Below are 21,575 nucleotides of genomic sequence, written 5' to 3' on the forward strand. Positions count from 1 at the left end.
AATCAGCATTTGTCTTCGGAAAAAACTTCAAGCACTATGCGCGTTATGCAAAAACGCAACGTATCCTCCGTCTTAAGAGCACTGCTCGACCAGCACGGGATCTCCCCCACGGAGCTCCACCGTCGCACCGGCGTGCCTCAATCAACGCTCTCGCGGATTCTCAGCGGGAAGATCGTCGATCCTTCGGATAAACACATTTCGAAGATTGCCGAATACTTCAATGTGAGCACCGATCAATTGCGTGGCCGCGCCGACGTCGCGACCGCGACCGGTGGCGCGCGCGATGACGTGCATGCGGAACTCAAGGACATAAGCCTGTGGGACGACGATACCCCTGTCGATGACGACGAGGTGTCGGTGCCCTTTCTTCGCGAGGTTGAATTGGCTGCTGGATCAGGAAGATTCGTCATCGAAGAGAGCGAACGCTCTAGTCTGCGCTTCGGCAAGCGCAGCCTGCGCCATAACGGTGTGCAGTTCGACCAGGCCAAATGCGTGACAGTGCGCGGTAACAGCATGATGCCGGTGTTGCGTGACGGCGCCACTGTCGGTGTGAATGCGGGCAAGTGCGGGATCGGCGACATCATCGATGGCGACCTGTACGCGATCAACCACAACGGTCAATTGCGCGTGAAGCAACTCTACCGTCTGCCGACCGGCATCCGCCTGCGTAGTTTCAACCGTGATGAGCATCCGGACGAGGACTACAGCTTTCAGGACATGCAGGAAGAGCAGATCGTCATCCTCGGTCACGTCTTCTGGTGGGGCATGTACGCCCGATAGGCCATCCCCCTTCGTAGAAAACCCGCCTCCTGGCGGGTTTTTTTTCGCCTGAAAAAAAACCCTCGAAGCCTTGATTTATGCGGTCTGCATGCGCTCGTGCATTTATTGCGTATAAATAAATGCATTTATGCATTGACTGTATATGCATCCATGCATATTCTTGCCACCAAGCCGCTCGACAAAGCGGCTGGCAACAACAGCTCTTTAGTTCCACAAGAACAGGCAGCGATGAACCGGCCTCAACGGTTCAGAGGGTTGGCAACTGACCCGGGTGTGCAGCGTAAAGCACCAAGAGCAGTTATCCGGCGGGCAGGGACCGCGGTCGGAAAAACAATTTGAATGGACTCGTACCGCGCCAGTAGCGCCGAAAAGTCAGCTTCCTTCTCGAACACAGGATTTGAAGGAAGGCGAAGGAGCGCATTACTGAAAAGCCCGGCGTAATTGCCGGGCTTTTTGGAATGCCTGCCTTGTTCGCAATAACCCCTGAGGCATTACCCATCAATCCTTTCACGGAAGAGAAACCCGAATATGTTTAAGAAATATCTTGCTCCGTTCCTGGCCAGCGCAATGTTGCTCGGTGCAGGCACGAATGTGCTGGCAGCCAACTTGTTGGTCAACGGCAGTTTTGAACAGTCGACCTGCGGTGGTGGCTGCATTCTGGACACCCCCGCCAAAACCAATGCAATCACTGGTTGGACAACCTTTCTGTCCGGTGCCGAGTACTTCAACATGCCAAATGCAATTGGCGGCTCCGTCGCAGCAGACGGCGTGATGATCGTGGATCTGGCCAATTATGTTTATGGCAATGGTGGCGGGATTCAACAGAACTTCGCCACGACCATCGGGGCGAAGTATCGACTCACCTTCAGTGCAGGCAATTCGCGGTTTGCCAGCCGCTCCGGTGACGGTGTCATCCAGGTAAAAGTGGCCGGGCAAACGTCGACGTTCAATACCCCGACGGCTAAAGGTGTTGCAGTGGAGTGGAGCACCATCACTTACGAGTTCACTGCCATCACAGCGCAGACAACGCTCGCATTTTTTAACGAGCAAAACCCGAACGCCAACTTTGCCTTTATCGATAACGTCATTGTTGAACGCCTGTAGCGCCCAGAACCGGGTAGCTGCGTTGGTTGGCTTCTCACAGTTCTTTTATTCATCCGCACTCCCGGGAGGCGTGACATGACAACCGAGCAACAAGCGTTGGCGGACATGCCGATCTGGCTGGTCATCCTCCTCGCCGTGGTGGGCGGGGTGTCCGGCGAAATGTGGCGCGCCGACAAGGAGGGCGCTCGTGGCTGGTCATTGCTGCGGCGTCTGGCCCTGCGCTCCGGCGCCTGCATGATCTGCGGCGTGTCGGCGATCATGCTGCTTTACGCCGCCGGGCTGTCGATCTGGGCGGCCGGCGCCTTCGGTTGCCTGACCGCCATGGCCGGGGCCGACGTGGCCATCGGTCTGTACGAACGCTGGGCCGCCAAGCGCATCGGCGTCTGCGAAGTTCCCCCGCCGCGCGATCCCCAGTAACTCAACACTTTCCTGCCTCGCTGCAACTGATGCGGCGGGGCTGCGCGTGGACAATTGAAAAGGAGGTCATGCATGCCCGCACCGATCCAGCAGCCTTCGCAGCTGTTCACGGCGATGGCGACAATCTTGCGCAACAGCGACGGCCTGAATCTGCAGGTTGGCAATCATGACGACTTCACGGCACCCGGCGCTCAGGCCTGGGCGTTGATCGACTTCGACCGTAATGCACCCGGAGTGCGTGGCGCCGACGGGCGTATCGCCCACGTCATGACGGTATCGCTGCAAGTCATTCCGGCACTTTCTGCGAGCGCCTTTGCCGCCTGCGATCTGATCGCCGTGCTGAAAAACCTGATCACCGACAACCGTTGGGGCCTGCCCGGCGCTCAATGCGATTTGCCGATGAACATTGATGGTTTGCCGTCACTGCTTGTCCGCGCCGATCAGCAATACAAGGCATGGACGCTGACCTTCACCCAGACCCTCTATCTCGGTCCGACCTTGCTCGACGACCCGCTCGGCACGCCGAAATTCGCCCGTACCTGGGAAGTCAGCGACATCGACGACCCCGACCAATACACCGCGCTGGAGGCTTGATCGATGTTCGACGCATTACTGCGCATGCAACTGGGGCCGATCATCGAGCGGCTGGCGGAGATGGAAGCGGAGCTCGATGACCTGCACCGCCGCGCCGAGAGTTTCTGTCGCATCGGCGTGTGTCAGGCAGTCGATGCTGCGAGCAACACTTGTCAGGTCAGCCACGGTGGACTGCTGACGCCTGCCATCAAGTTCTTCAACCCGAGCGCCGGAGCGCAGAGCGAATCGCGGATTCCGAGCGTGGGCGAACAGTGTTTGCTGTTCAACTACGGCAGCGGTGAAAGCGGCGCACAAAGCGTCGCGTTGTTCGGTTTGAACAGTGACCGCTTTCCACCGACGGCAACGGTACCGACGCTGACGCGCCGGGTGCATGTCGACGGCACTGAAAGCGGCTACGACGACGCCACGCACACCCTGCATTGGCAAAACGGCCCGGCCGCATTCAGTGGCTCTCGCGAATCGCTTGCACTGAGCATCGGCCCGGCGCAACTGACGATGACGCCACAGCTGATCAGCCTGCAACTGGGCGCCGTCGGCCTGACCATCGACGCCTCGGGCGTGCACTTCAGCGGCCCGTTGGTGGATCACCAGGGCCGCGTCATCAGCCCCTGAATCAAGAGCTTCCCATGATCGGAATCGATAGAGACAGCGGGGCCACGGTCGATGACTGGCTGCAGTTTGTGCAGCGCGCGACCCGGGCTCTGACTACGCCGCTGGGCACCCGGCAAAAAAGGCCCCTTTATGGCTCGCTGATCCCCACGCTGCTGGGGCAGAACCTCGGTGACGACGTTCTGCTTCTGGCGCAGAGCCACGCGGCTCAGGCGTTCTACAACGCGCAGAACGGGATCAGCGATTTTCAGCCGAGCGTGATCGTCGCCAGCCGTCACGGCGCCGGCCTGCTGCTGCGTTTCGCCGGCACCTGGAAAAACCGTCAACAGACATTCGAGGTCGTGACATGAGCATGTTGATCCCCGGCCAGAACCAATTGGCCGAACCGGCGCTGATCACTGTCGACGCTTTCGAAGACTTGCTCGCCGAGTTCAAGACCTTCGTCGTCGAGTACGTCGGCGCCCGAGCGCCCGAAAGCGCGGCGAAACTCAAGACCAGCCTGGAAAACGAGAGCGAGCTGCTGACCTTGGCGCTGGAAGCCTTCTGCGTGCGCCTGCAAACCCACGAACGCAAATACAACGCCCGCATCAAGCAGATGTTGGCGTGGTGGGCGACCGGCAGCAACCTCGACGCACGCTTGGCGGACATGGGCCTTGAAAGGCAGTTGCTCGACGCGGGCGACCCGGCAGCCTTCCCGCCAATACCACCGATTTATGAAAGTGACGAAGACGCCCGGTTGCGCTACTACCTGGCGCCGCATGCGCCGGCTGCGGGCTCGCGGATGCAGTATCGCCGCGAGGTATTCACCCTCGGTGAACGGCCAACGGTGAAGGTCGAATCCAGCGATGGCGGTGTGGTGAACGTCACCTACACCTTCAACCCAGACGGCCTCGCTGCACAGGTCAAGGACGGCAACGGTCGGCGTACTGCGCCGGGCGAGGTGCAGGTCACGGTGCTGTCGCGAGACGGCGATGGCACTCCGTCTGCAGCGTTGCTGGATGGCGTGCGTCAGCACTTCGCCCGCCCTGATGTGCGGCCGGAAACCGACCTGGTCACGGTCAAGGCTGCCGACATTCAACGCTACAAGATTCGTGTCGTGGCGAAGATCAATTCCGGCCCCGACTCGGGCCTGACCAAAGTCGCCGCGCAGCAACAATTGCAGGCCTACGCCGACAGTTGCCATCGCCTCGAAGGGCGGGTCGATCCGAGCTGGATCGACTACACGCTGCACAGCGCCGGCGCCGTGCAACTGCAGATTCTTGAGCCGCTGGAGCCGATCATCACCAGCGCCTTCGAGGCGCCGTACTGCACGGCGGTCGAGGTCGAGGTGCTGACACTATGAGTGAGCCAACGCATAGCCCGACGTTGCTGCCGGCCAACAGCTCTCCACTCGAACGTGGACTGGATCTGGGCTTCGACGCGCTGCTTGATCGCATCGCGCCGCCGTTCCCCGAGCTGATGAACCCGAGCGAAACACCGGTGGCATTTCTGCCGTATCTGGCAGCGGATCGCGGTGTCGCCGAATGGAGCACCAGCGCACCGGAAGCGGAAAAGCGCCTGACCGTCGAACTGGCCTGGCCCACCGCACGCCAGGCCGGCACTCGCAAGGCGCTGGAAAACGCGGCCAAGGGTTTGCAACTGCGCCCCGAAGTCCGCGCCTGGTACGAACAGACGCCTCCCGGCGTGCCTTACAGCTTCAGCGTGCGCGCTTTCAGCGATCAACCTTACAGCGCAGAAATCGACGCCCGTCTCGACCGTCGTCTGGCGGATGCCAAGAGCGAACGGGACATCCTTTCGGTGACAGTTGGCTTGAGCGCGTTCGGCAGTCATTGCATCGCCGCTGCGACTTTCTGCGGTGAGTTGACGACGGTTTATCCGGTGTTCATCGAAGGGCTCGAAACCTCTGGCGAGGCGTTCATGGCCGCCGCGATGTACACCGTCGAAACATCCACTATTTATCCTCAGGGGGCCTGAATGGCTGACTATTACACCCTGCTCACCAACGCAGGGATTGCCTACGAAACGGCGTGCAAGGCCGCGGGCGTACCGATCAAGTTGACGCAGATTTCTGTCGGCGATGGCAATGGCAAGGTCTACAACCCTGCCGCCACCGCCACGGCACTTGCACGCGAAGTCTGGCGCGGGCCGCTCAATGCCCTGTTCCAGGACGAGAAAAACCCGAGCTGGCTGCTGGCCGAAGTGACCATTCCGCCGGACGTTGGCGGTTGGTATGTGCGTGAAGCCGGGCTGTGGACTGACACCGGGATTCTCTACGCCATCGTCAAATATCCGGAGTCGTTCAAGCCGGTGCTGGCGACGTCGGGCTCGGGGAAAGAGTTCTACATTCGCTCGATTTTCGAGACCAGCAATGCGTCGCTGGTGACGTTGTTGATTGATGACACGGTGGTCAAAGCCACACGTGCCTGGGTCATGAGTTATCTCGCCGAAGAACTCGGCAAACTGGATGGCAAGCAATCGGTGCGCGTCGCGGCCTCTACCAACATCGTGTTGAACGGTGCGCAACAGATCGACGGCGTGGCCGTGATTGCCGGTGACCGCGTGTTGCTGACGAACCAGACCCTGGCCAAGGATAACGGCCCGTGGATCGTCGCCAATTGTGACTGGGTGCGGGCGACTGATGCCAATACCAGCGCCAAGGTCACGCCGGGCCTTACGGTCATGGTCGAGGAGGGTACGGCGAACGGCGATTCGCTGTGGCACCTGACCACAAATGCGCCGATCACCCTCGGCACCACCGCGCTGACGTTCAAGATGCTCGCCGGGCGTACCGGGATTGCTGCCGGGACTTACAAGAGCCTGACGGTTGATGAATATGGTCGGGCGACGGCAGGTGCGAATCCTGAAACGTTGGCCGGTTTTGGCATCAAGGATTCCTACACCAAAGCTGAAGTCGAGGCGTTGATTGCCAAGGCATCGGCATTGCCGGTGGGGTCGATTGTCGCGTTCCCGGTTGATGCACCGCCGCCGGGTTTTCTGGAGCTGGATAACAGCGTCAAGAGCAGTGCGACTTACCCGGATTTGAGCGCTTATCTGGGCGGCAAGTTTAATAAGGGTGATGAGGGGGTTGGCAATTTCCGTTTGCCTGAAGCGCGTGGCGAGTTCTTGCGCGGTTGGGATCATGGGCGGGGAGTCGACTTGGGACGTCAAGTCGGTAGCTTTCAGGCTGATGATTATAAAAGTCACAGTCACCGCTACTTTGACAGCGTAGCTGCAAACATTGACCCTTTTGGGGGTACGAGCGCTGGAGTTGTTAACGGTGTCGTAACACCTCCCGCTACGGGTGGGTATCTGGCAACTTCAGGGCCTGATTCAAACAATTTGACGTCGCCCACAACTACCGTCAATGCAGGGGGAAATGAAACCCGCCCCCGCAACATCGCCGTCATGTGGTGCATCAAAGCCTGGAACGCCCCGGTCAATCAGGGAACCATCGATGTCGCCGCGCTGGCCAAGGAAGTCGAACGGCTCAAATCCGCTGTTCCGGTGGGGGCCGTTCTGGCATTCCCGACGGGGATCGTCGCGCCGGGTTATCTGGAACTGGATGGCAGTGTGCAGAGCATTGCGACTTATCCGGATTTGGCGGCGTTTCTCGGCAGCACCTACAACAAGGGAGACGAGGGGATAGGCAATTTCCGGCTACCGGATTCGCGTGGCGAGTTCTTGCGTGGTTGGGATCATGGGCGCGGTGTTGATGCGGGTAGGGCAATCGGCGGTTATCAACTCGACTCGCTTCAGAACATCACAGGGCAGTATGCCGCGAACAACGGTGTTCAGCTTGCAGCAACAGGTACGGTCGGCGGCGCTTTCAGTGCGACAGCGGCAGGTGGGACTCAACTCCCCGCAGGCACAGCCTCTACCGGTGTCATCAATATGTCGTTCGATGCTTCGAGGGTGGCACGCACTTCGACAGAAACCCGCCCACGCAACCTGGCAGTGATGTGGTGCATCAAAGCCTGGAACGCGCCGATCAATCAGGGAAGTATCGATATCGGCGCGTTGACCGTTTTGGCTCAACAAGCGACCGAACTCAATCAAGGCACAGCGAAAGTTGCCTCTCAAGCGCAGACAGACTCGGGTACTGACGATCAAACCTTCGTCACACCAAAAAAGTTGCGCTGGGGTTTTCAGATTCTCAAACAGGCCAATGGTTATATCGTTTTCCCCTCATGGCTTGGGGGCATTGTCATTCAATGGGGATATCAGAACATTCCTGGCAGCACGACGGGGACGTATCCCTTTCCACTGGCCTTTCCTGCCGCGTGTGCAAGCATCACAGCAAGTTTCGGGACTCCCGCTCAGGGAACCGTTAATGCGGATATGATCAGTAACAATCAGTTCAAACTTCAGAACACGTATACCGGTCAGCAGATCGCTCGATGGCTTGCCGTTGGTTACTAGGAGCCAGAATGAAATACGCAATATTCAATGAGAACTTTGAGTTGTGTGGCCGCTATGATTCCGCAACTCACGAGCAAATTCCCGAGGGTGCTCTCGAGATACCGGACGATCTGTATTTCAAGACGATCCGGGAAAATGATGGCATCTGGATGTTGGTAGAGGGTTCAGTTGTCAAACAACCATTTCCGGCTGTTGCACCGAACTGGCCAATGCTCATCGCGAATGAACGGTTTCGACGAGAGGCCAGTGGAGTAAATGTGGAGGGCCTTTTGATCGAATCCACTCGCGACAGCCAGGCACTAATCGCCAGCACCGGTCTGTCCGCCATTCTCGACCCCGAGTACCGCTGCAACTTCAAAACCCTCAATGGTTTTGTCGAGATCGGCGCCGAACAGATTCTCGCCATTGCCAAAGCCGTAAGGGCGCACGTCCAGGCTTGCTTCGACCGAGAGCTTGAGTTGCTCCGGGCCATTGAAGTGGGCAGCTACACCGAGGAAATGCTCGAAGAAGGTTGGCCGGATTCTCTACAAGCGACATCCGTCTCGGCTCCCCAGTAAACGCCCCGCACCTCGGGGCGTTTTCTTGTCCGCTTAAAACAAATCAACACCCGCCAAAGCCCCTCCCCACGAGGGGCTTTCCCGTTTATGGAGAAACGAAAAATGGCAACCCGCCAAACCTACACCGTGCTCGTTCCATTCCCCACCGGTGGTGGGCACTGGTCGAGCGTCGGTCAAGACCTTGATCTGCTCGACGTCGAGGCCAGTGCGCTGCACAGCGCCGGTCGACTGGAATTGAAAACACCCTCCACCCAGGCCAAAAAGGCCGCTGCCAAGAAGGCTGACTAACCATGGCTGAGGTTTTGAACTTCGAGCACAACGGCATTACCGTCAATGCCACTGAATCCCCCGAGGCCATGGGTGGCCTGGGTGACAACGTCATCGGTCTGGTCGGCACCGCGCCGAAAGCCGATCCGCTGATTCCGCGTAACGCACCGTTCCGCATCAGCAGCTTCACCACCCACGCGCTGCTCGATCCGACCGGCGCCGAAGAGGGCACGCTGTACCACGCGGTTTACCAGATCCTCAAAGTGGTCAAGGTGCCGGTGTACGTGGTGATCGTCGAAGCGGGCGCAACCCCGGCCGACACTGTCAACGCGGTGATCGGCGGTGTTGAGCCAGCCACCGGCCGCAAACTCGGCCTGGCCGCACTGGGCAGCGTCCCGGAAGACCTGACCATCATCGGCGCGCCGGGCTTCACCGGCACCAAAGCGGTGGCCAGCGAGTTCGCCTCGTTCGGCAAGCGCATCAAGGCCCGTGTGGTACTGGACGGCAAAGACGCTTCGGTCGCTGATCAAGTGACTTACAGCCAGGAACTCGGCGGCGCTGATCTGGGTTTCGACCGTTGCCTGGTGGTGCACAACATGCCGGCGGTGTACTCGAAAGCGGCGAAGAAAAATGTGTTCCTCGCGCCGTCCAGTCTGGCGATTGCCGCGCTGGCGAAGGTCAAGCAGTGGGAAAGCCCGGGCAACCAGGTGACCTACGCCGAAGACGTGTCCCGCGTCGTTGAATACAACATTCTCGACACCTCCACCGAAGGCGATCTGCTCAACCGCTACGGTGTCAGCTATTACGCCCGCACCGTGCTCGGTGGCTTCTCGCTGCTGGGTAACCGCTCGATCACCGGCAAGTTCATCAGCTACGTCGGCCTCGAAGATGCGATCAGCCGCAAGCTGGTCAAGGCCGGCCAGAAAGCCATGGCCAAGAACCTGACCAAGTCGTTCATGGATCAGGAGGTCAAGCGCATCAACGACTGGCTGCAGACCCTGGTCGCTGACGAAACCATTCCTGGTGGCAGCGTCTATCTGCACCCGGAACTCAACAGCGTCGAGAAGTACAAGAACGGCACCTGGTACGTGGTCATCGACTACGGCCGCTACGCGCCGAACGAACACATGGTTTATCAACTCAACGCCCGCGATGAAATCATCGAGCAGTTCCTGGAGGACGTTCTCTAATGTTTACCAACCGCGTAAGACAGGCCATCGCGGCCACCCTGCAAGGCCTGCCGTTGTCGGCGACCGTTGAGGAATTCACTCCGCCGAAGATCGAATTCGACGTGGAAGAAATGCGTGGCGGCCGTTTCATCGTCGAAGAAATGGCCAAGGGCGGCAAAGCGCTCAACGCCAAGCTGACCCTGCAAGGCCTGGGTGCCGAAGTCATGCTCGCACTGGGCGTGAAGCTGGGCGACGACATCCTGCTGAACGTGCGTGAGGCTGGTCAGGATCAGGACGGCAACACCTGGTTCACCTATCACACCGTCGGCGGCAAGCTGAAATCTCTTGAAGAAACCGCAGTGAAAATGGGCGAAAAACCCAAGACCAATCTGGAGCTGTCCTGCCGCACCTACAACCGCCTGGAAAACGGCGTGCCGGTGATCGACATCGACGTGCGCACCCAGAAGTTCGTGCTCAACGGCGTCGACATCCTTGGTGATGCGCGCCGTGCGGTGCTGATGCCGTAACCCTCGGCACACCATAAACCCTGTAGGAGTGAGCCTGCTCGCGATGAGTTCAGCACATGCAACATCAATGTGTCTGAAAGATCGCTATCGCGAGCAGGCTCACTCCTACAAGGGAATAGCGATACCCCCTAAAAAAGAATCACCAAGGAATTCATACATGTCGTGGATGCCACCCAAGCATGACCTGCTGTCGCCGATCACCGGTGACGACGGCGCGCAGATCGAGCAGATCCAACTCAAGCCGCTGTTCTACGCCGCGCAGAAAGAAGCGCTGGAACGCGCCGGAGATGATGAAGACGATCAGTTCTTCGAACTGGCGCTGCTCGCCACCGGCCTGTCGGTCAAGGAGCTCGACCAGCTCAAACGCCCGGACTACGTGAGCATCGCCCAGTACGTGCACGAGATGTCGATCCGTCCGGCGTCGTACTTTCTGGAGCAGGTCGAGGATGCAGAAAAGTCCGCCGATCCTGACGAAGTGCAACTGCTGCAACCGCTCGCCGTGACTGGCCGCACCGTGACCTCGCTGTCGCTGGAAATGCCCGCACTGCGCGCCACCAAAGTGATGAAAAAACTGAAAACGGCCAAGGAACGCGCCGAATTTATCACCGCCCATTGCACCGGCCTGATGATCCCCGATCTGGCTCAGCTAAGCGTCCCGGACTGGACCCAATTGCAGGTGCGCATCGACGATTTTTTAAACCAGCCGGCGGCCTACTTTCGGAACGCGACATCGAAGTAATCCTCGATATCGTCCCGCTCATTTACCCGGTAAGTGAAGCGGAGATTCTGGAATGGGACGCCGAAAAGGCGTTGCGCCGCTACGACATAGCGATCACTCGCCTTGGCGTGAAACAGGAGTAGAGCGGCATGGCAGAGAGTAAATATGCGCTCGCATACGCCGGTGAGAGCGGTAACACAAACGGCGGATTTACGTTGCCCGATAACCTCGGCAAATCGCTGCAGGATCTGAACCTGACACTGGCGTTGGCAAGCCAGGACATTCGGTTGCTGACGCAGGAGCAGATCAGGTTGCGTGAGCTGCTGGTCAGCCAGCAATCGTTGTTCAAGGTCGTTGCGACGCCGCCAGCGGCCAATAGTGAACCGAAGTCGAAACTCAAGGCCGAGATCGAGCAGCGTCCGCCGCCAAAAAAATTGCAATCGGCGATGGCTAACGAGACCGCGCTGGTTGAACTCAATCAGGTGCTGAAGCTGAGCAAGGCTCAGCTGCAAACGCATTCTGAACGCACACTGGAACTGGCCAGCGAGAAGCAGGTAGCAGCCAGCGGTGCGACCAGCGCAGATCTGTTGCAAGTGCAACTCACCGGAGCCCGAGCCGGTATTGCCGATGGTGCCAAGGGTGATCAGCGGGCGAACGAACTGAAGTGGTTCTCCCGAGATGCGGCGGTCAACGCATCGGCGTTCAGGACCGACGTCAAAACGGCTGGCGAAATGTTGGCAGCCTGGCGTTCGTCGCTGAAGCTGGATCGATACCAGAGTCAGGATCTGGCCGACGCGACGAGTTACCTGGGCAGCAGCGGCCTGGACGCCAAGGCCGCCGACATCGGTGCGGTTGTGCAGCGTTCCGGCGAAACGGCAATCACTGCAGGTATGACCCCGGAACAGGTGGCCGCACTCGCGGCTGCGCTGCTCAACAGTGGCGCAGACAAGGAGGGCGCCAGCGCCACTTTGAAGGGCATCGTTTCTGCGCTGGCCAAGGGCGAATCAGCATCAACGGATCAGCGTACGGCCCTGGCCCGGTTAGGGTTGAACCCCGAATCGCTGGCGGGTGAGATGCGCAAGAATGCTCCCGCTGCCATCAGCGCGGTTTTCGCCGCGCTCAATAAACAACCTGTGCAAGAGCGTGCAGCACTGACGAAGACGCTATTCGGCGAAAACGACGTCAGAGTTCTTGAACTGCTGAAGAAACCCGAGGATGTAACAAACGCATTTTCGCAAGTGGCCGACAAGCGCCAATACGCGACTTCGGAGCGTGGCGCCGACGGCGGTGCAGCAGCGCAAGCCGCCGAAGCTGTCGGTAATACATCGCAGGGGCGCTGGAACGCGCTGGATGCAAGTCTGAACCGATTGTCTACGGCATTCGGCACGGCATTGGCTCCTTTGGCCGACGGGGCCGCCGTGGTGCTCACCGGACTGGTTAATGGCGTGAGTACAGCGGCTGAGGCATTTCCGGCGCTTACGGCAGGATTGGTTCTGCTTGGGGCTGCAGCTCTGCCGTTTGTGGGAGGGGCGCTGAAAACCGGTGTTGCCTCGGTGCTCGACACCGTTAGTGCGAAGCTGTTACGCCTTGCTGCCGCGCGTTTGCCATCGGATCTTGCCGACGTCATGGCAGGCGATGACGGCAATGATGGTGGTGGAAAAAAACGTCGACCGGCCCGCAGGTCGGGGCGACGCGCACCCTCTCGTATCGGGGCGCGTGCCTCGACGTCAGGTGCCCGCGGGAGCGGCCGTTTGAGCGGTGTGACGGCCAGGATCGCACCGATGTTCGATGATGCACTGACGCGATTGAGGATGGTCGGTGACGTTGCAAAAAATATGCGACCTGAGTGGCTCAAAGGGGCTGCCGCCAAAATCATGCCTTTGGCTGAAGGCGCCAGTGCCAGACTCGCACCGTATGCTGCCAAGGCATTGCCTGCCGTCAAGATAGGTGCACCTCTGGCCATCGCCCATGCGGCCTATACCGGATTGAAAGGCTGGCGCGAAGGCGATGATCAAGCTGTTAAAGGTGCCGCCGGCGAACTCGCCGGAACCGCCATTGGCGCCACGATCGGCACGTTCATTGCGCCCGGTATCGGCACATTCATCGGCGGGACTCTGGGTGGAATAATCGGCTCCTATGTGGGGGAACAATGGGGGAAACCTGTCGAGGACAAACTAGCGCCCCCCGCGCAAGTGGCCAAGGATCTGTCCAGCGCTCAGACGCAACTCCCCAATTACACCTACTCGCCGTTAGTGCAGATCAGCGGCAGTGATGCGCTCAATGCCGAAAAAATCGGCGATGTGGTTTCGCAGGTTATGCGCAGCCATTTCGATACCGCATTCACACCCGCTTTAGGCACCAACGCTCTCGCCACCCGCCGTGACGCAGCCCTCACCGATGGAGTCGCCTGATGAAACAACAAATGGCGCTGGGCAGTTTCATCTTTGGCCTTTCGCGCAACTTCGCCTACAGCACGCTGGCGCGAAAGTCCGACGGTGGCTGGAGTGACATCCAGATCCTGACCAGCAAACCCAAGTCCAGTCAGACCGGGCAGAAAGCGGAATCGCTGACCATCAGCGGCACCTCGATGTATGCCGTGGCCATGGACCGACTCGATGAATTACGCGCACTTCAGGCACAGCGGGTGCCGCTGCCGTTGATTGACGGTATCGGGCGCAACTGGGGCCTGTGGCGGATCAACAGCATCGACGAGAACCAGAGCGAGGTCATCGATGACGGCACCGCGATGGTGATCAAGTGGGTGGTCGGGTTAACGGAGTTCAACAATGCGTAAGGTACGAAGCGTGGCCGGTGATTCAGTGAATCTGCTGCTCTACCGCGAAACCGGGCGCAGTGATGACACCGCCGAAGAGGCCCTGTGGAAACTCAACCCGACCCTGGCCGAACACGGCCCGATCCTGCCTGCGGGCGTTTGGGTCACGTTGCCGGAACTCGATTCGAAACCGGCCACGATCAAACCGCTCACGGCCTGGGATTAAGGAGGTTGCATGGCACTGGGTTTCACCCCGGCGGTAAGACTCTACGGGGCCCATTCGGCCCTGCTCAATCAACGCCTGATCAGTTGGGAACACATCGATGCAGCCGGTTTCGAGTCCGATCAGCTTACGTTGACGATCGATCTTGAAGGCCTCGAAGGGCTGCCGGATCTGGGTGGAAAAATCGGCCTTGAGGTCGGTTATCTGGAGTCGGGAATGGTCGACAAGGGCCAGTTCAAAGTGACGCGCCTGACGCCGACGCTGTTCCCGTTCCGCCTGACTCTGGTGGCCACGGCGGCGCCGTTCAGCAAGGATGATGAGACGGGCTTCAAGCAACGTCGCACGGCCAGTCATGGCCCGACCACATTGGGTGCGCTGTTTCGCAAACTGGTGTCGAGCCATGGCTTTTCACCGCGCGTTGCGCCCGAGGTGTCGATGATCAGGATCGAGCACGTCGACCAGTCCAACGAAACCGACATGAGTTTTCTGACGCGCCTGGCGAAAAAGTACAACGCGGTGACCAAACCCTACAACGACGTGTACGTGCTGGCCCGTCCCGGCCAGACCAAATCGTTGTCGGGTCAGGTGCTGGCAGACGTGACCTTGTCGGTCACCAGCAACAACCGTCCCGGCGATCACGCATTCGTCAGCGCCACGCTGGAGGAGTCTGCCCGCGAGCAGACCAAGGGTTGCAAGACCTGTTTCTGGGATGGCGCTGCAGGTGTGTTGCGCTGGGTTGAAACGGGGTTTGCGCCGTTCAAGACCCTCCGTCAGAAGCAACCCAGCGAAGCCGATGCGATCGCCGTCGGCGAGGGCGAAGTGCGCAAGATGCTCCGGCAGAAGTACAAGGTGAAAATCACCTGTCCCGGTGACCCACGGTTGGCGGCCGAAGGTCTGGTGCTGCTCGATGAGACCTGGCCTGACTTCATGCGTGGGCGCTGGTCGATCGAAAAAGTCACCGCCAGTGGCAATCGCGAGAACAGCTATCGCTGCGTGATCGATGCCAGCGGCCTTGATCCCAAGGCGGAAGCCAAGGACTGATCTCACAGCCCACGAGTCCCCTGTAGGAGTGAGCCTGCTCGCGATAGCGGTGTGTCAGGCACATTGATTTTGAATGTGGCACCGCCTTCGCGAGCAGGCTCGCTCCTACAGTGGATTCGCGGTGTTTTCTGCAACTCATTTCAACTCTGGAACACCACCATGAAGATCACCCCGATCCTCACGCAACTGCGTGCGCAATGCCCAGGCCTTGCCAATCACATTGCGGTGGGTGTCGATCTGGCGTTGCTGCAAGGCAATGCCGATCTGCCGACACCCTCGGCCCATGTGCTGCCGCTGGCCGATCTGGCCAGCAACAGCACCGCACAAAACCTCACCGCGCAACCGATCCGCGACCGCTTCGAAATTGTCTTGGCGCTTGATGCCACGGACGCCACAAAAGCGCTGGATCTGTTGCACGACCTGCGCGCCGAACTGTGGCGCGCGCTGGTGGGGTTCAAACCCGATTCCAACTACAGCGCCATCGTCTACGACGGCGGCGAGATGGTCTCGATCAACAGCAGCCGGGCCTTCTATCGGCTGCGCTTTTTTGCCGAGTTCCAGCTCGGCCGCAATCTGCCCAGTCAGCCTGCGGAGAGTTGGCACGAACGTGAACTGGACGGTTTGTCGTCCTTTAGCGGGGTCACCGTGCGGGTCGATGCGATCGATCCGGCCGACCCCAATCTGAAACACCCGGGCCCTGACGGGCGCGTGGAACTGACTTTCTCTGGAGACGTAACCCCATGAGCAATCGCATCACCGTACTGCCGGCCGCTGGCCGTGCCGTGCCTGACCCGGAAGCGGGCGATCTGCTGCCCAAAGAAGGCCGTGAAGTGCTGGACAGCGCCTGGTGGCGCCGACGTCTGGCCGACGGCGATATCACTATCAAAACCGTAAAAGTCAAAGCACAGGGAGCCAAATAATGGCGATCGGATTCAGCAACATCCCCGCGGACATTCGTGTACCGCTGTTCTATGCCGAAATGGACAACTCGGCCGCCAATAGCGCGACCTCGGCCATGCGCCGTCTGATCGTCGCTCAGGTCAACGACAACATCGCCCCGACTGAAGTCGGCAAACTGGTGCTGGTCTCCAGCGTCGCGCTGGCAAAAAGCATCGGTGGTCAGGGCTCGATGCTCGCCTCGATGTACGAGACCTTCCGCAAGGCCGACCCGATCGGCGAGATCTGGTGCCTGCCGCTGCACAACACTGAAGGCGCCATCGCCAAAGGCGTGCTGACCCTGACTGGCACCGCGACTCAGGCTGGCGTGCTCAACCTGTACGTCGCTGGTGTGCGTGTGCAGGCCACCGTGGTCAACGGTGCCACCGCTGCTCAAGCGGCTACTGCACTGGCGCAGAAAATCAACGCCACCGCCGATCTGCCGGTGAGCGCTGCGGCTGCCGAAGGTGTGGTCACCCTGAACGCCAAGTGGACCGGCGACAGCGGTAACGACATCAGCCTGCAGTTCAATCGCCTGGGCAAGAGCAACGGCGAAGAAACCCCGGCCGGCCTGACCACTGCGATCACCGCCATGACCGGCGGCGCCGGTGTGCCAGACCAGGTGGAAGCCGTGGCTGCACTGGGCGACGAGCCGTTCGAGTTCATCGCGCTGCCGTGGTCGGATCTGTCGACCCTCAACACCTGGCAAGCGGTGATGGATGACAGCACTGGTCGCTGGTCCTGGGCCAAGCAACTGTTCGGTCACGTCTACAGCGCCAAGCGCGGCACCGTCGGCACCCTGGTTGCTGCTGGCCAGGCACGTAACGACCAGCACATGACCATTCAGGCGCTGGAGCCGGGCGTACCGCAACCGTTCTGGGTACAAGCCGCTGCATTGGCTGCACGCACCGCGGTGTTCATCTCCGCCGACGCCAGCCGTCCAACCCAGAGCGGCAGCCTGCCGGGTGTTGACCCGGCACCGGCCAGCGAACGCTTCACCCTGACCGAGCGTCAGTCGCTGCTCAACTACGGCATCGCCACCGCCTACTACGAAGGCGGCTACGTGCGCATCCAGCGCTCGATCACCACCTACCAGAAAAACGCTTACGGTCAGGCCGACAACTCCTACCTGGACAGCGAAACCATGCACCAGTCGGCGTTCATCGTGCGCCGTCTGCAAAGCGTGATCACCAGCAAGTACGGCCGGCACAAACTGGCTTCCGACGGCACCCGCTTCGGCGCCGGCCAGCCGATCGTCACCCCGGCGACCATTCGCGGCGAGCTGATCGCCCAGTACGCCAAGCTGGAACTGGAAGGCCACGTGGAGAACGCCGAGCTGTTCGCCGAGCACCTGATCGTCGAGCGCGACGTGCAGGACCCGAGCCGCGTGAACGTGCTGTTCCCGCCGGATTACATCAACGGTCTGCGCGTGTTCGCACTGCTCAACCAATTCCGTCTGCAATACGACGACGCGGCCTGATCGCCGCGTTTGGCCGTAAGCATTCAGCCCACCTCGGTGGGCTTTTTTATTTGAAGGGAGTAACACCATGGGTCAAGTGATTGCAGGCACCTGCTACGTCAAAGTCGACGGTGCACAACTGACTATCAACGGCGGCTGCGAAGCCTCGCTGATGGCCGTCAAACGCGAAACCGTCGTGCCGGGTTTCTACAAGGAAACCGACATCGCGCCATCGTTCAAGGTGACCGCGCTGCACACCGCCGACTTCCCGCTGAAGAAGCTGATCGAAGGCACCGACATCACTGTCACCTGCGAATTCAGCAACGGCAAAGTCTACGTGCTGGCCGGTGCCTATCTGGTCGAAGAGCCGGTTTCCAAGGGCGATGACGCCACCATCGAACTGAAATTCGAAGGCATCAAGGGGACCTGGCAATGAGCGGCGCCGTGAAGCTTCAGGTTGCGATCGAAGCTCACGGCGAGCCCCTGACCGAACTCGTCCTGCGCCGTCCGACGGTGCAGGAGGTGCGAGCGATCAAGGCGCTGCCGTACAAGATCGATAAAAGCGAAGAAGTCAGCCTCGACATGGACGTGGCGGCCAAATACATCGCCGTGTGCGCCGGCATCCCGCCGTCGTCGGTCAACCAGCTCGATCTGGCTGACCTCAACGCGCTGAGCTGGGCCGTTGCGAGTTTTTTCATGAGTGCGGCGTCGGAGCCATCACCGACCTGATCGCAGTCGCCTATGACCTGGCCTGGTTCTGGAAGGTTGACCCCGAACAGATGATGGCCAGGCCACTGGATGTGCTCCGCGAATCGCTGGAGCACGCGCAACGGATCAATGCGATGCAGCAGGTGCAGTGATGGCAGACGAAGAAAAGAAAGTGCAAACACCGGTGCTGATCACGGGCATCGATGAACTGTCGCCCAAACTCGGCGCCCTGCGAGTAAAGGTCGAGAGCTTCAAGAAAAATCTCGAACAGACCGGCCTCGGCAAACTGGACATCAGCGGTCTGTTCAAGGGCGGCAGCGTGATCACGCCGTTCGTGGACGGGATCAAATCGGCGGCAGCGTTTCAGGGCAAATTGACTGAAGTCAGCGAGACGGCGAAAACCGTCGATCTGCCTGCGGCGCCGAAAGTCGCAGCACAAAACATGAACGTGTTCAGTGCGTCGATGGAAAAGGTTTCCGCTGCTGTTGACGCGGCGCTGGTGCCAGCAGTCGGTGCGTTGGTCGTCGGGCTTGAGCCAATGCTGACTCAGTTCGGCAGCCTGCTTGCCGACAACCCGCAACTGGTGGAAGGCCTGGCTGCAGGGGCCATCGCCTTCTCGGCGATGCAAACCGCGGTCACCGGCGCCACGCAAGTGTTCGATGTCATGAGCATGGTGCTCAAGACCAATCCGATCATGCTCATCGCCATGGGCATCGCGGTGGCGGCCGGTTTGATCTATGCCAACTGGACGCCGATCAGCGCGTTCTTCAAAGGCATGTGGGAAGGCGTGAAAAACATCGGTGCGAGTGCGATGGCGACGTTGCGCTCGATTCTTGACTGGCGACCACTGGATGCACTGGCAGCGCTGTGGTCACCGGTCGCGGGATTCTTCTCGGGCATGTGGGACGAGGTCAAAGCCGTCACTGCGCCGGTAATCGACTTCTTCAAATCGGTGTTCTCGTGGACGCCCGCCGGCATGATCCTGGAAAACTGGGCGCCGCTGACGGGGCTGTTTTCGGCGATCTGGGAACTGCTCAAGGCCTTGAGTGTGCCGGTGATGGCGTTCCTCCGAAACCTGTTCGACTTCTCGCCGATGCAGATGATCAACAGTGCGTGGGGCGGTGTTGTCAGGTTCTTCGAACCGATGTTCGATGGCCTGCGAAAAGTCGCGCAGCCGGCTAAAGAGTTTCTGGTGTCGTTGTTCGATTTCTCGCCCATGCAGATGATCACCAGCGCCTGGGGCGGTGTTGTTGCGTACTTCCAGCCGCTGTGGACGACGCTGCAATCGGCCGTGCAAAGCACCCGGGATACATTTCGGGAACTGTTCGATTATTTCCCGATGGAAATGATCACCAGCGCCTGGGGTGGTGTCGTCGGGTACTTCGAACCGATCTGGACGGCACTGCAAACGTCAGTGCAGCGGGTCAAAGGCTTTTTCACCAGTCTGTTCGAGTGGTCGCCGCTGGAACAGATTGCGCAGTACTGGCAGCCGGTCGGCGACGTCTTTTCGGCGCTGTGGGATGTCGTGTTGGCGGCGTCTGCGCCGGTCGTGGACTTCCTGCACACGCTGTTCGAATGGAAACCTCTGGATCAGATCATCGAGAGCTGGGGGCCGATTGTCGGGTGGTTCGGCGAGTTGTGGCAAAAGCTGCAAACCGTCATCGCGCCGATCAAGGAGCTGTTCGACGGTGGTTTCGCCGGGTTGATCGCCAAGGTCACCGGCAAGGTTGAAACGCTGACCCAGGCGCAGCGCCAGACCAATGCCGAAGGCAAGGGTGAGCTGGCGCCGGCGTTCTTTGGCGCAGGTCCCGCGTCTGCTGGAAACGGGGCGTTGCAGGGCGGATCGCTGCCACAAACCTCCAGCGCTCTGATCCAGCAAAGCGCTGTCAACAACCGCACGCAACTCGAAGGCGGCCTGACCGTGCGCTTCGAAAATGCGCCGGCGGGGCTGCGCACCGATCAACCACAAACCAATCAACCGGGCCTGGCGCTGTCTTCGCGCATCGGCTATCGCTCGCTGTCGGCAGGAGGTTCCAATGAACTGGCGTGACCGTTTGTTGCCGGCATCGTTTCGCGGTGTCGGGTTCTGGATCGATCAGGCGAAAACCCCGGTCGGTCGCAAAGGTCAGTTGCACGAGTATCCGCAACGCGACCTGCCGTATTTCGAGGATCTCGGCCAGCAGGCCAAGACCCACGACCTCACGGCGTTCATCATCGGCGCCGATTGCCTGGAGCAGCGCGACAAGCTGCTCAAGGCCTTGGAGGCAGGCAGTGGTGAACTGGTGCATCCGTGGCTCGGACGCATGCAAGTCAAGGTCGGCGAATGCGATATGACCCACACCCGCCAGGACGGCGGGCTGGTGACGTTCAGTCTGAAGTTCTATCCCGACCGGCCGTTGCCGTTTCCGACCGCCACGGTCAGTACGCAAAAAATTCTCTTGGCCAAGGCTGACACGCTGTTGGGTTCGGCGGTGGCGCGCTTCGAGCAGGCGATGACGTTGATCAAGGCCGCGCGGATCGGCATCGCCAATCTGCGCAACAGCCTGACCGGGGTTTACGAGGTGATCAAGGAGCAGCTCAAACCGCTGATTGAGCAGTATCGGCAGATCACCGAACTGGTCAAAGCGGTCAAGGAATTGCCCAAGGAAGTCGCGGCGGAGTTCAAGGGCTTGCTCGGCGATATCAAGGAACTGAAGGAATTCGCGAAGGAGGGCTACCGTGGCGTGATTGCCGACGTGTCCCAACAACTCGAAGCCATCCGCAAGGCTGATGCGCCGAAGATCACCACCGGCAAGGACACCAACGCGGCGGCGCAAGCCATGGCCGATCTGGTGCAGGACACGGTGCTGGTCAAAGTGGCGCAATGGGTGGCGTCGATGCCGGTGGCGACAAGCCCGGTGAAACTGTCATCGACACCTACGGTAGGGCAGCAGGCGACAAGCCCGGTGACCCGCCAGGAAGTACCGGTCAGTGACGACATGCAGGCACTGCGAGAGGCCGTGGCGGTGGCGATCAATCCGATGCTGGACAAGGCCGGCCCGGTGCACTATCAGGCCATCAGCGATGTGAAAGAGGCGCTGATTGCGCACCTCAAGGCCGTGGCATCGTCGGGTGTACGGCAAGTCAGCAAGTCGTTCCAGGAAAGCTTTCCGGCACTGGTGGTGGCCTACAAGTACCTTGGCGATGCGACGCGAGTCACGGAAATCACTCAACGCAACGGGATCACCCATCCCGGTTTCTCACCCAACGAAGTGAAAGTCTCCGGGGAGTAAAC

General features: G+C 60.0%; 25 protein-coding genes. All 25 read left to right on the plus strand.

Annotated features, from left to right (window positions below):
• Positions 1-36 precede the first annotated feature (36 nt).
• The 25 genes from CKW11_RS16630 to CKW11_RS16750 all read left to right on the plus strand — a co-directional run bounded on the left by CKW11_RS16630 (position 37) and on the right by CKW11_RS16750 (position 21,573).
• Positions 37-780, plus strand: a complete 744-nt coding sequence (locus tag CKW11_RS16630) for an XRE family transcriptional regulator (RefSeq protein ID WP_095138375.1) — start codon at positions 37-39, stop codon at positions 778-780.
• A gap of 528 nt (positions 781-1,308) precedes the next feature.
• A complete protein-coding gene (locus CKW11_RS16635) occupies positions 1,309-1,884 on the plus strand; it encodes a DUF642 domain-containing protein (protein ID WP_027611050.1) in 576 nt (191 codons plus the stop codon).
• Positions 1,885-1,959: 75 nt separating this feature from the next.
• Complete coding sequence (locus CKW11_RS16640; RefSeq protein WP_095138376.1) at positions 1,960-2,301, plus strand: phage holin family protein; 342 nt, start codon at positions 1,960-1,962, stop codon at positions 2,299-2,301.
• A gap of 72 nt (positions 2,302-2,373) precedes the next feature.
• Complete coding sequence (locus CKW11_RS16645; protein ID WP_095138377.1) at positions 2,374-2,895, plus strand: hypothetical protein; 522 nt, start codon at positions 2,374-2,376, stop codon at positions 2,893-2,895.
• A 3-nt stretch (positions 2,896-2,898) separates the two neighbouring features.
• A complete protein-coding gene (locus CKW11_RS16650) occupies positions 2,899-3,507 on the plus strand; it encodes a phage baseplate assembly protein V (protein WP_095138378.1) in 609 nt (202 codons plus the stop codon).
• Between the two features lie 14 nt (positions 3,508-3,521).
• A complete protein-coding gene (locus tag CKW11_RS16655; protein ID WP_095138379.1) occupies positions 3,522-3,854 on the plus strand; it encodes a phage baseplate protein in 333 nt (110 codons plus the stop codon).
• Positions 3,851-4,846, plus strand: coding sequence for a baseplate J/gp47 family protein (locus CKW11_RS16660; protein WP_095138380.1), 996 nt, complete (start codon positions 3,851-3,853; stop codon positions 4,844-4,846). Before CKW11_RS16655 ends, CKW11_RS16660 begins: the two co-directional genes overlap by 4 nt.
• Positions 4,843-5,478 (plus strand): phage tail protein I, encoded by a 636-nt coding sequence (locus tag CKW11_RS16665; RefSeq protein WP_095138381.1) that lies wholly within the window; start codon positions 4,843-4,845, stop codon positions 5,476-5,478. The genes CKW11_RS16660 and CKW11_RS16665 overlap by 4 nt, the downstream gene beginning before the upstream one ends.
• Positions 5,479-7,923 carry a phage tail protein gene (locus CKW11_RS16670; RefSeq protein ID WP_095138382.1) on the plus strand — a complete coding sequence of 815 codons (2,445 nt, stop codon included), beginning with the start codon at positions 5,479-5,481 and terminating at the stop codon, positions 7,921-7,923.
• Positions 7,924-7,931: 8 nt separating this feature from the next.
• On the plus strand, positions 7,932-8,480 hold the full coding sequence (locus CKW11_RS16675) for a DUF4376 domain-containing protein (RefSeq protein WP_095138383.1): 549 nt from the start codon (positions 7,932-7,934) through the stop codon (positions 8,478-8,480).
• A 102-nt stretch (positions 8,481-8,582) separates the two neighbouring features.
• Positions 8,583-8,768 (plus strand): hypothetical protein, encoded by a 186-nt coding sequence (locus tag CKW11_RS16680; protein ID WP_007964321.1) that lies wholly within the window; start codon positions 8,583-8,585, stop codon positions 8,766-8,768.
• 2 nt (positions 8,769-8,770) lie between these two features.
• Positions 8,771-9,937, plus strand: a complete 1,167-nt coding sequence (locus CKW11_RS16685) for a phage tail protein (RefSeq protein ID WP_095138384.1) — start codon at positions 8,771-8,773, stop codon at positions 9,935-9,937.
• Positions 9,937-10,443: a phage major tail tube protein gene (locus CKW11_RS16690; RefSeq protein WP_016985055.1), complete on the plus strand. Its 507-nt coding sequence runs from the start codon at positions 9,937-9,939 to the stop codon at positions 10,441-10,443. The genes CKW11_RS16685 and CKW11_RS16690 overlap by 1 nt, the downstream gene beginning before the upstream one ends.
• Before the next feature lie 157 nt (positions 10,444-10,600).
• Entirely contained in the window at positions 10,601-11,182 is a 582-nt protein-coding gene (locus tag CKW11_RS16695) for a phage tail assembly protein (protein ID WP_095138385.1), read from the plus strand.
• A 128-nt stretch (positions 11,183-11,310) separates the two neighbouring features.
• A complete protein-coding gene (locus CKW11_RS16700; protein ID WP_095138386.1) occupies positions 11,311-13,572 on the plus strand; it encodes a phage tail tape measure protein in 2,262 nt (753 codons plus the stop codon).
• Positions 13,572-13,955, plus strand: a complete 384-nt coding sequence (locus tag CKW11_RS16705; RefSeq protein ID WP_047601251.1) for a phage tail protein — start codon at positions 13,572-13,574, stop codon at positions 13,953-13,955. Before CKW11_RS16700 ends, CKW11_RS16705 begins: the two co-directional genes overlap by 1 nt.
• Positions 13,948-14,160 (plus strand): tail protein X, encoded by a 213-nt coding sequence (locus CKW11_RS16710; RefSeq protein ID WP_095138387.1) that lies wholly within the window; start codon positions 13,948-13,950, stop codon positions 14,158-14,160. Before CKW11_RS16705 ends, CKW11_RS16710 begins: the two co-directional genes overlap by 8 nt.
• Positions 14,161-14,169: 9 nt before the next feature.
• Positions 14,170-15,198 carry a phage tail protein gene (locus CKW11_RS16715; protein ID WP_095138388.1) on the plus strand — a complete coding sequence of 343 codons (1,029 nt, stop codon included), beginning with the start codon at positions 14,170-14,172 and terminating at the stop codon, positions 15,196-15,198.
• A gap of 159 nt (positions 15,199-15,357) precedes the next feature.
• On the plus strand, positions 15,358-15,942 hold the full coding sequence (locus CKW11_RS16720) for a hypothetical protein (protein WP_095138389.1): 585 nt from the start codon (positions 15,358-15,360) through the stop codon (positions 15,940-15,942).
• Complete coding sequence (locus CKW11_RS16725; RefSeq protein WP_095138390.1) at positions 15,939-16,118, plus strand: DUF2635 domain-containing protein; 180 nt, start codon at positions 15,939-15,941, stop codon at positions 16,116-16,118. The genes CKW11_RS16720 and CKW11_RS16725 overlap by 4 nt, the downstream gene beginning before the upstream one ends.
• The gene (locus tag CKW11_RS16730) at positions 16,118-17,614 is read left to right on the plus strand and encodes a phage tail sheath subtilisin-like domain-containing protein (RefSeq protein ID WP_095138391.1); all 1,497 of its coding nucleotides are present in this window, start codon (positions 16,118-16,120) and stop codon (positions 17,612-17,614) included. Before CKW11_RS16725 ends, CKW11_RS16730 begins: the two co-directional genes overlap by 1 nt.
• Before the next feature lie 67 nt (positions 17,615-17,681).
• On the plus strand, positions 17,682-18,029 hold the full coding sequence (locus CKW11_RS16735) for a phage tail tube protein (protein ID WP_095138392.1): 348 nt from the start codon (positions 17,682-17,684) through the stop codon (positions 18,027-18,029).
• A complete protein-coding gene (locus tag CKW11_RS16740; RefSeq protein ID WP_003222226.1) occupies positions 18,026-18,322 on the plus strand; it encodes a phage tail assembly protein in 297 nt (98 codons plus the stop codon). The genes CKW11_RS16735 and CKW11_RS16740 overlap by 4 nt, the downstream gene beginning before the upstream one ends.
• A gap of 130 nt (positions 18,323-18,452) precedes the next feature.
• The gene (locus CKW11_RS16745; protein WP_095138393.1) at positions 18,453-20,351 is read left to right on the plus strand and encodes a phage tail protein; all 1,899 of its coding nucleotides are present in this window, start codon (positions 18,453-18,455) and stop codon (positions 20,349-20,351) included.
• Positions 20,338-21,573 carry a DNA circularization protein gene (locus CKW11_RS16750; RefSeq protein ID WP_095138394.1) on the plus strand — a complete coding sequence of 412 codons (1,236 nt, stop codon included), beginning with the start codon at positions 20,338-20,340 and terminating at the stop codon, positions 21,571-21,573. The genes CKW11_RS16745 and CKW11_RS16750 overlap by 14 nt, the downstream gene beginning before the upstream one ends.
• Positions 21,574-21,575: the final 2 nt, after the last annotated feature.

Source organism: Pseudomonas sp. Irchel s3a10 (assembly GCF_900187525.1).
GTDB lineage: Bacteria > Pseudomonadota > Gammaproteobacteria > Pseudomonadales > Pseudomonadaceae > Aquipseudomonas > Aquipseudomonas koreensis_G.

Bases quoted from the DNA above. Each gene is read 5' to 3' on its own strand.
- CKW11_RS16705 (WP_047601251.1), top strand. From the start codon at position 13,572: ATGAAACAACAAATGGCGCTGGGCAGTTTCATCTTTGGCCTTTCGCGC.
- CKW11_RS16680 (WP_007964321.1), top strand. From the start codon at position 8,583: ATGGCAACCCGCCAAACCTACACCGTGCTCGTTCCATTCCCCACCGGT.
- CKW11_RS16740 (WP_003222226.1), top strand. From the start codon at position 18,026: ATGAGCGGCGCCGTGAAGCTTCAGGTTGCGATCGAAGCTCACGGCGAG.
- CKW11_RS16710 (WP_095138387.1), top strand. From the start codon at position 13,948: ATGCGTAAGGTACGAAGCGTGGCCGGTGATTCAGTGAATCTGCTGCTC.
- CKW11_RS16665 (WP_095138381.1), top strand. From the start codon at position 4,843: ATGAGTGAGCCAACGCATAGCCCGACGTTGCTGCCGGCCAACAGCTCT.
- CKW11_RS16685 (WP_095138384.1), top strand. From the start codon at position 8,771: ATGGCTGAGGTTTTGAACTTCGAGCACAACGGCATTACCGTCAATGCC.
- CKW11_RS16660 (WP_095138380.1), top strand. From the start codon at position 3,851: ATGAGCATGTTGATCCCCGGCCAGAACCAATTGGCCGAACCGGCGCTG.
- CKW11_RS16645 (WP_095138377.1), top strand. From the start codon at position 2,374: ATGCCCGCACCGATCCAGCAGCCTTCGCAGCTGTTCACGGCGATGGCG.
- CKW11_RS16655 (WP_095138379.1), top strand. From the start codon at position 3,522: ATGATCGGAATCGATAGAGACAGCGGGGCCACGGTCGATGACTGGCTG.
- CKW11_RS16690 (WP_016985055.1), top strand. From the start codon at position 9,937: ATGTTTACCAACCGCGTAAGACAGGCCATCGCGGCCACCCTGCAAGGC.
- CKW11_RS16735 (WP_095138392.1), top strand. From the start codon at position 17,682: ATGGGTCAAGTGATTGCAGGCACCTGCTACGTCAAAGTCGACGGTGCA.
- CKW11_RS16715 (WP_095138388.1), top strand. From the start codon at position 14,170: ATGGCACTGGGTTTCACCCCGGCGGTAAGACTCTACGGGGCCCATTCG.
- CKW11_RS16720 (WP_095138389.1), top strand. From the start codon at position 15,358: ATGAAGATCACCCCGATCCTCACGCAACTGCGTGCGCAATGCCCAGGC.
- CKW11_RS16650 (WP_095138378.1), top strand. From the start codon at position 2,899: ATGTTCGACGCATTACTGCGCATGCAACTGGGGCCGATCATCGAGCGG.
- CKW11_RS16635 (WP_027611050.1), top strand. From the start codon at position 1,309: ATGTTTAAGAAATATCTTGCTCCGTTCCTGGCCAGCGCAATGTTGCTC.
- CKW11_RS16640 (WP_095138376.1), top strand. From the start codon at position 1,960: ATGACAACCGAGCAACAAGCGTTGGCGGACATGCCGATCTGGCTGGTC.
- CKW11_RS16750 (WP_095138394.1), top strand. From the start codon at position 20,338: ATGAACTGGCGTGACCGTTTGTTGCCGGCATCGTTTCGCGGTGTCGGG.
- CKW11_RS16630 (WP_095138375.1), top strand. From the start codon at position 37: ATGCGCGTTATGCAAAAACGCAACGTATCCTCCGTCTTAAGAGCACTG.
- CKW11_RS16725 (WP_095138390.1), top strand. From the start codon at position 15,939: ATGAGCAATCGCATCACCGTACTGCCGGCCGCTGGCCGTGCCGTGCCT.
- CKW11_RS16745 (WP_095138393.1), top strand. From the start codon at position 18,453: ATGGCAGACGAAGAAAAGAAAGTGCAAACACCGGTGCTGATCACGGGC.
- CKW11_RS16730 (WP_095138391.1), top strand. From the start codon at position 16,118: ATGGCGATCGGATTCAGCAACATCCCCGCGGACATTCGTGTACCGCTG.
- CKW11_RS16670 (WP_095138382.1), top strand. From the start codon at position 5,479: ATGGCTGACTATTACACCCTGCTCACCAACGCAGGGATTGCCTACGAA.
- CKW11_RS16700 (WP_095138386.1), top strand. From the start codon at position 11,311: ATGGCAGAGAGTAAATATGCGCTCGCATACGCCGGTGAGAGCGGTAAC.
- CKW11_RS16675 (WP_095138383.1), top strand. From the start codon at position 7,932: ATGAAATACGCAATATTCAATGAGAACTTTGAGTTGTGTGGCCGCTAT.
- CKW11_RS16695 (WP_095138385.1), top strand. From the start codon at position 10,601: ATGTCGTGGATGCCACCCAAGCATGACCTGCTGTCGCCGATCACCGGT.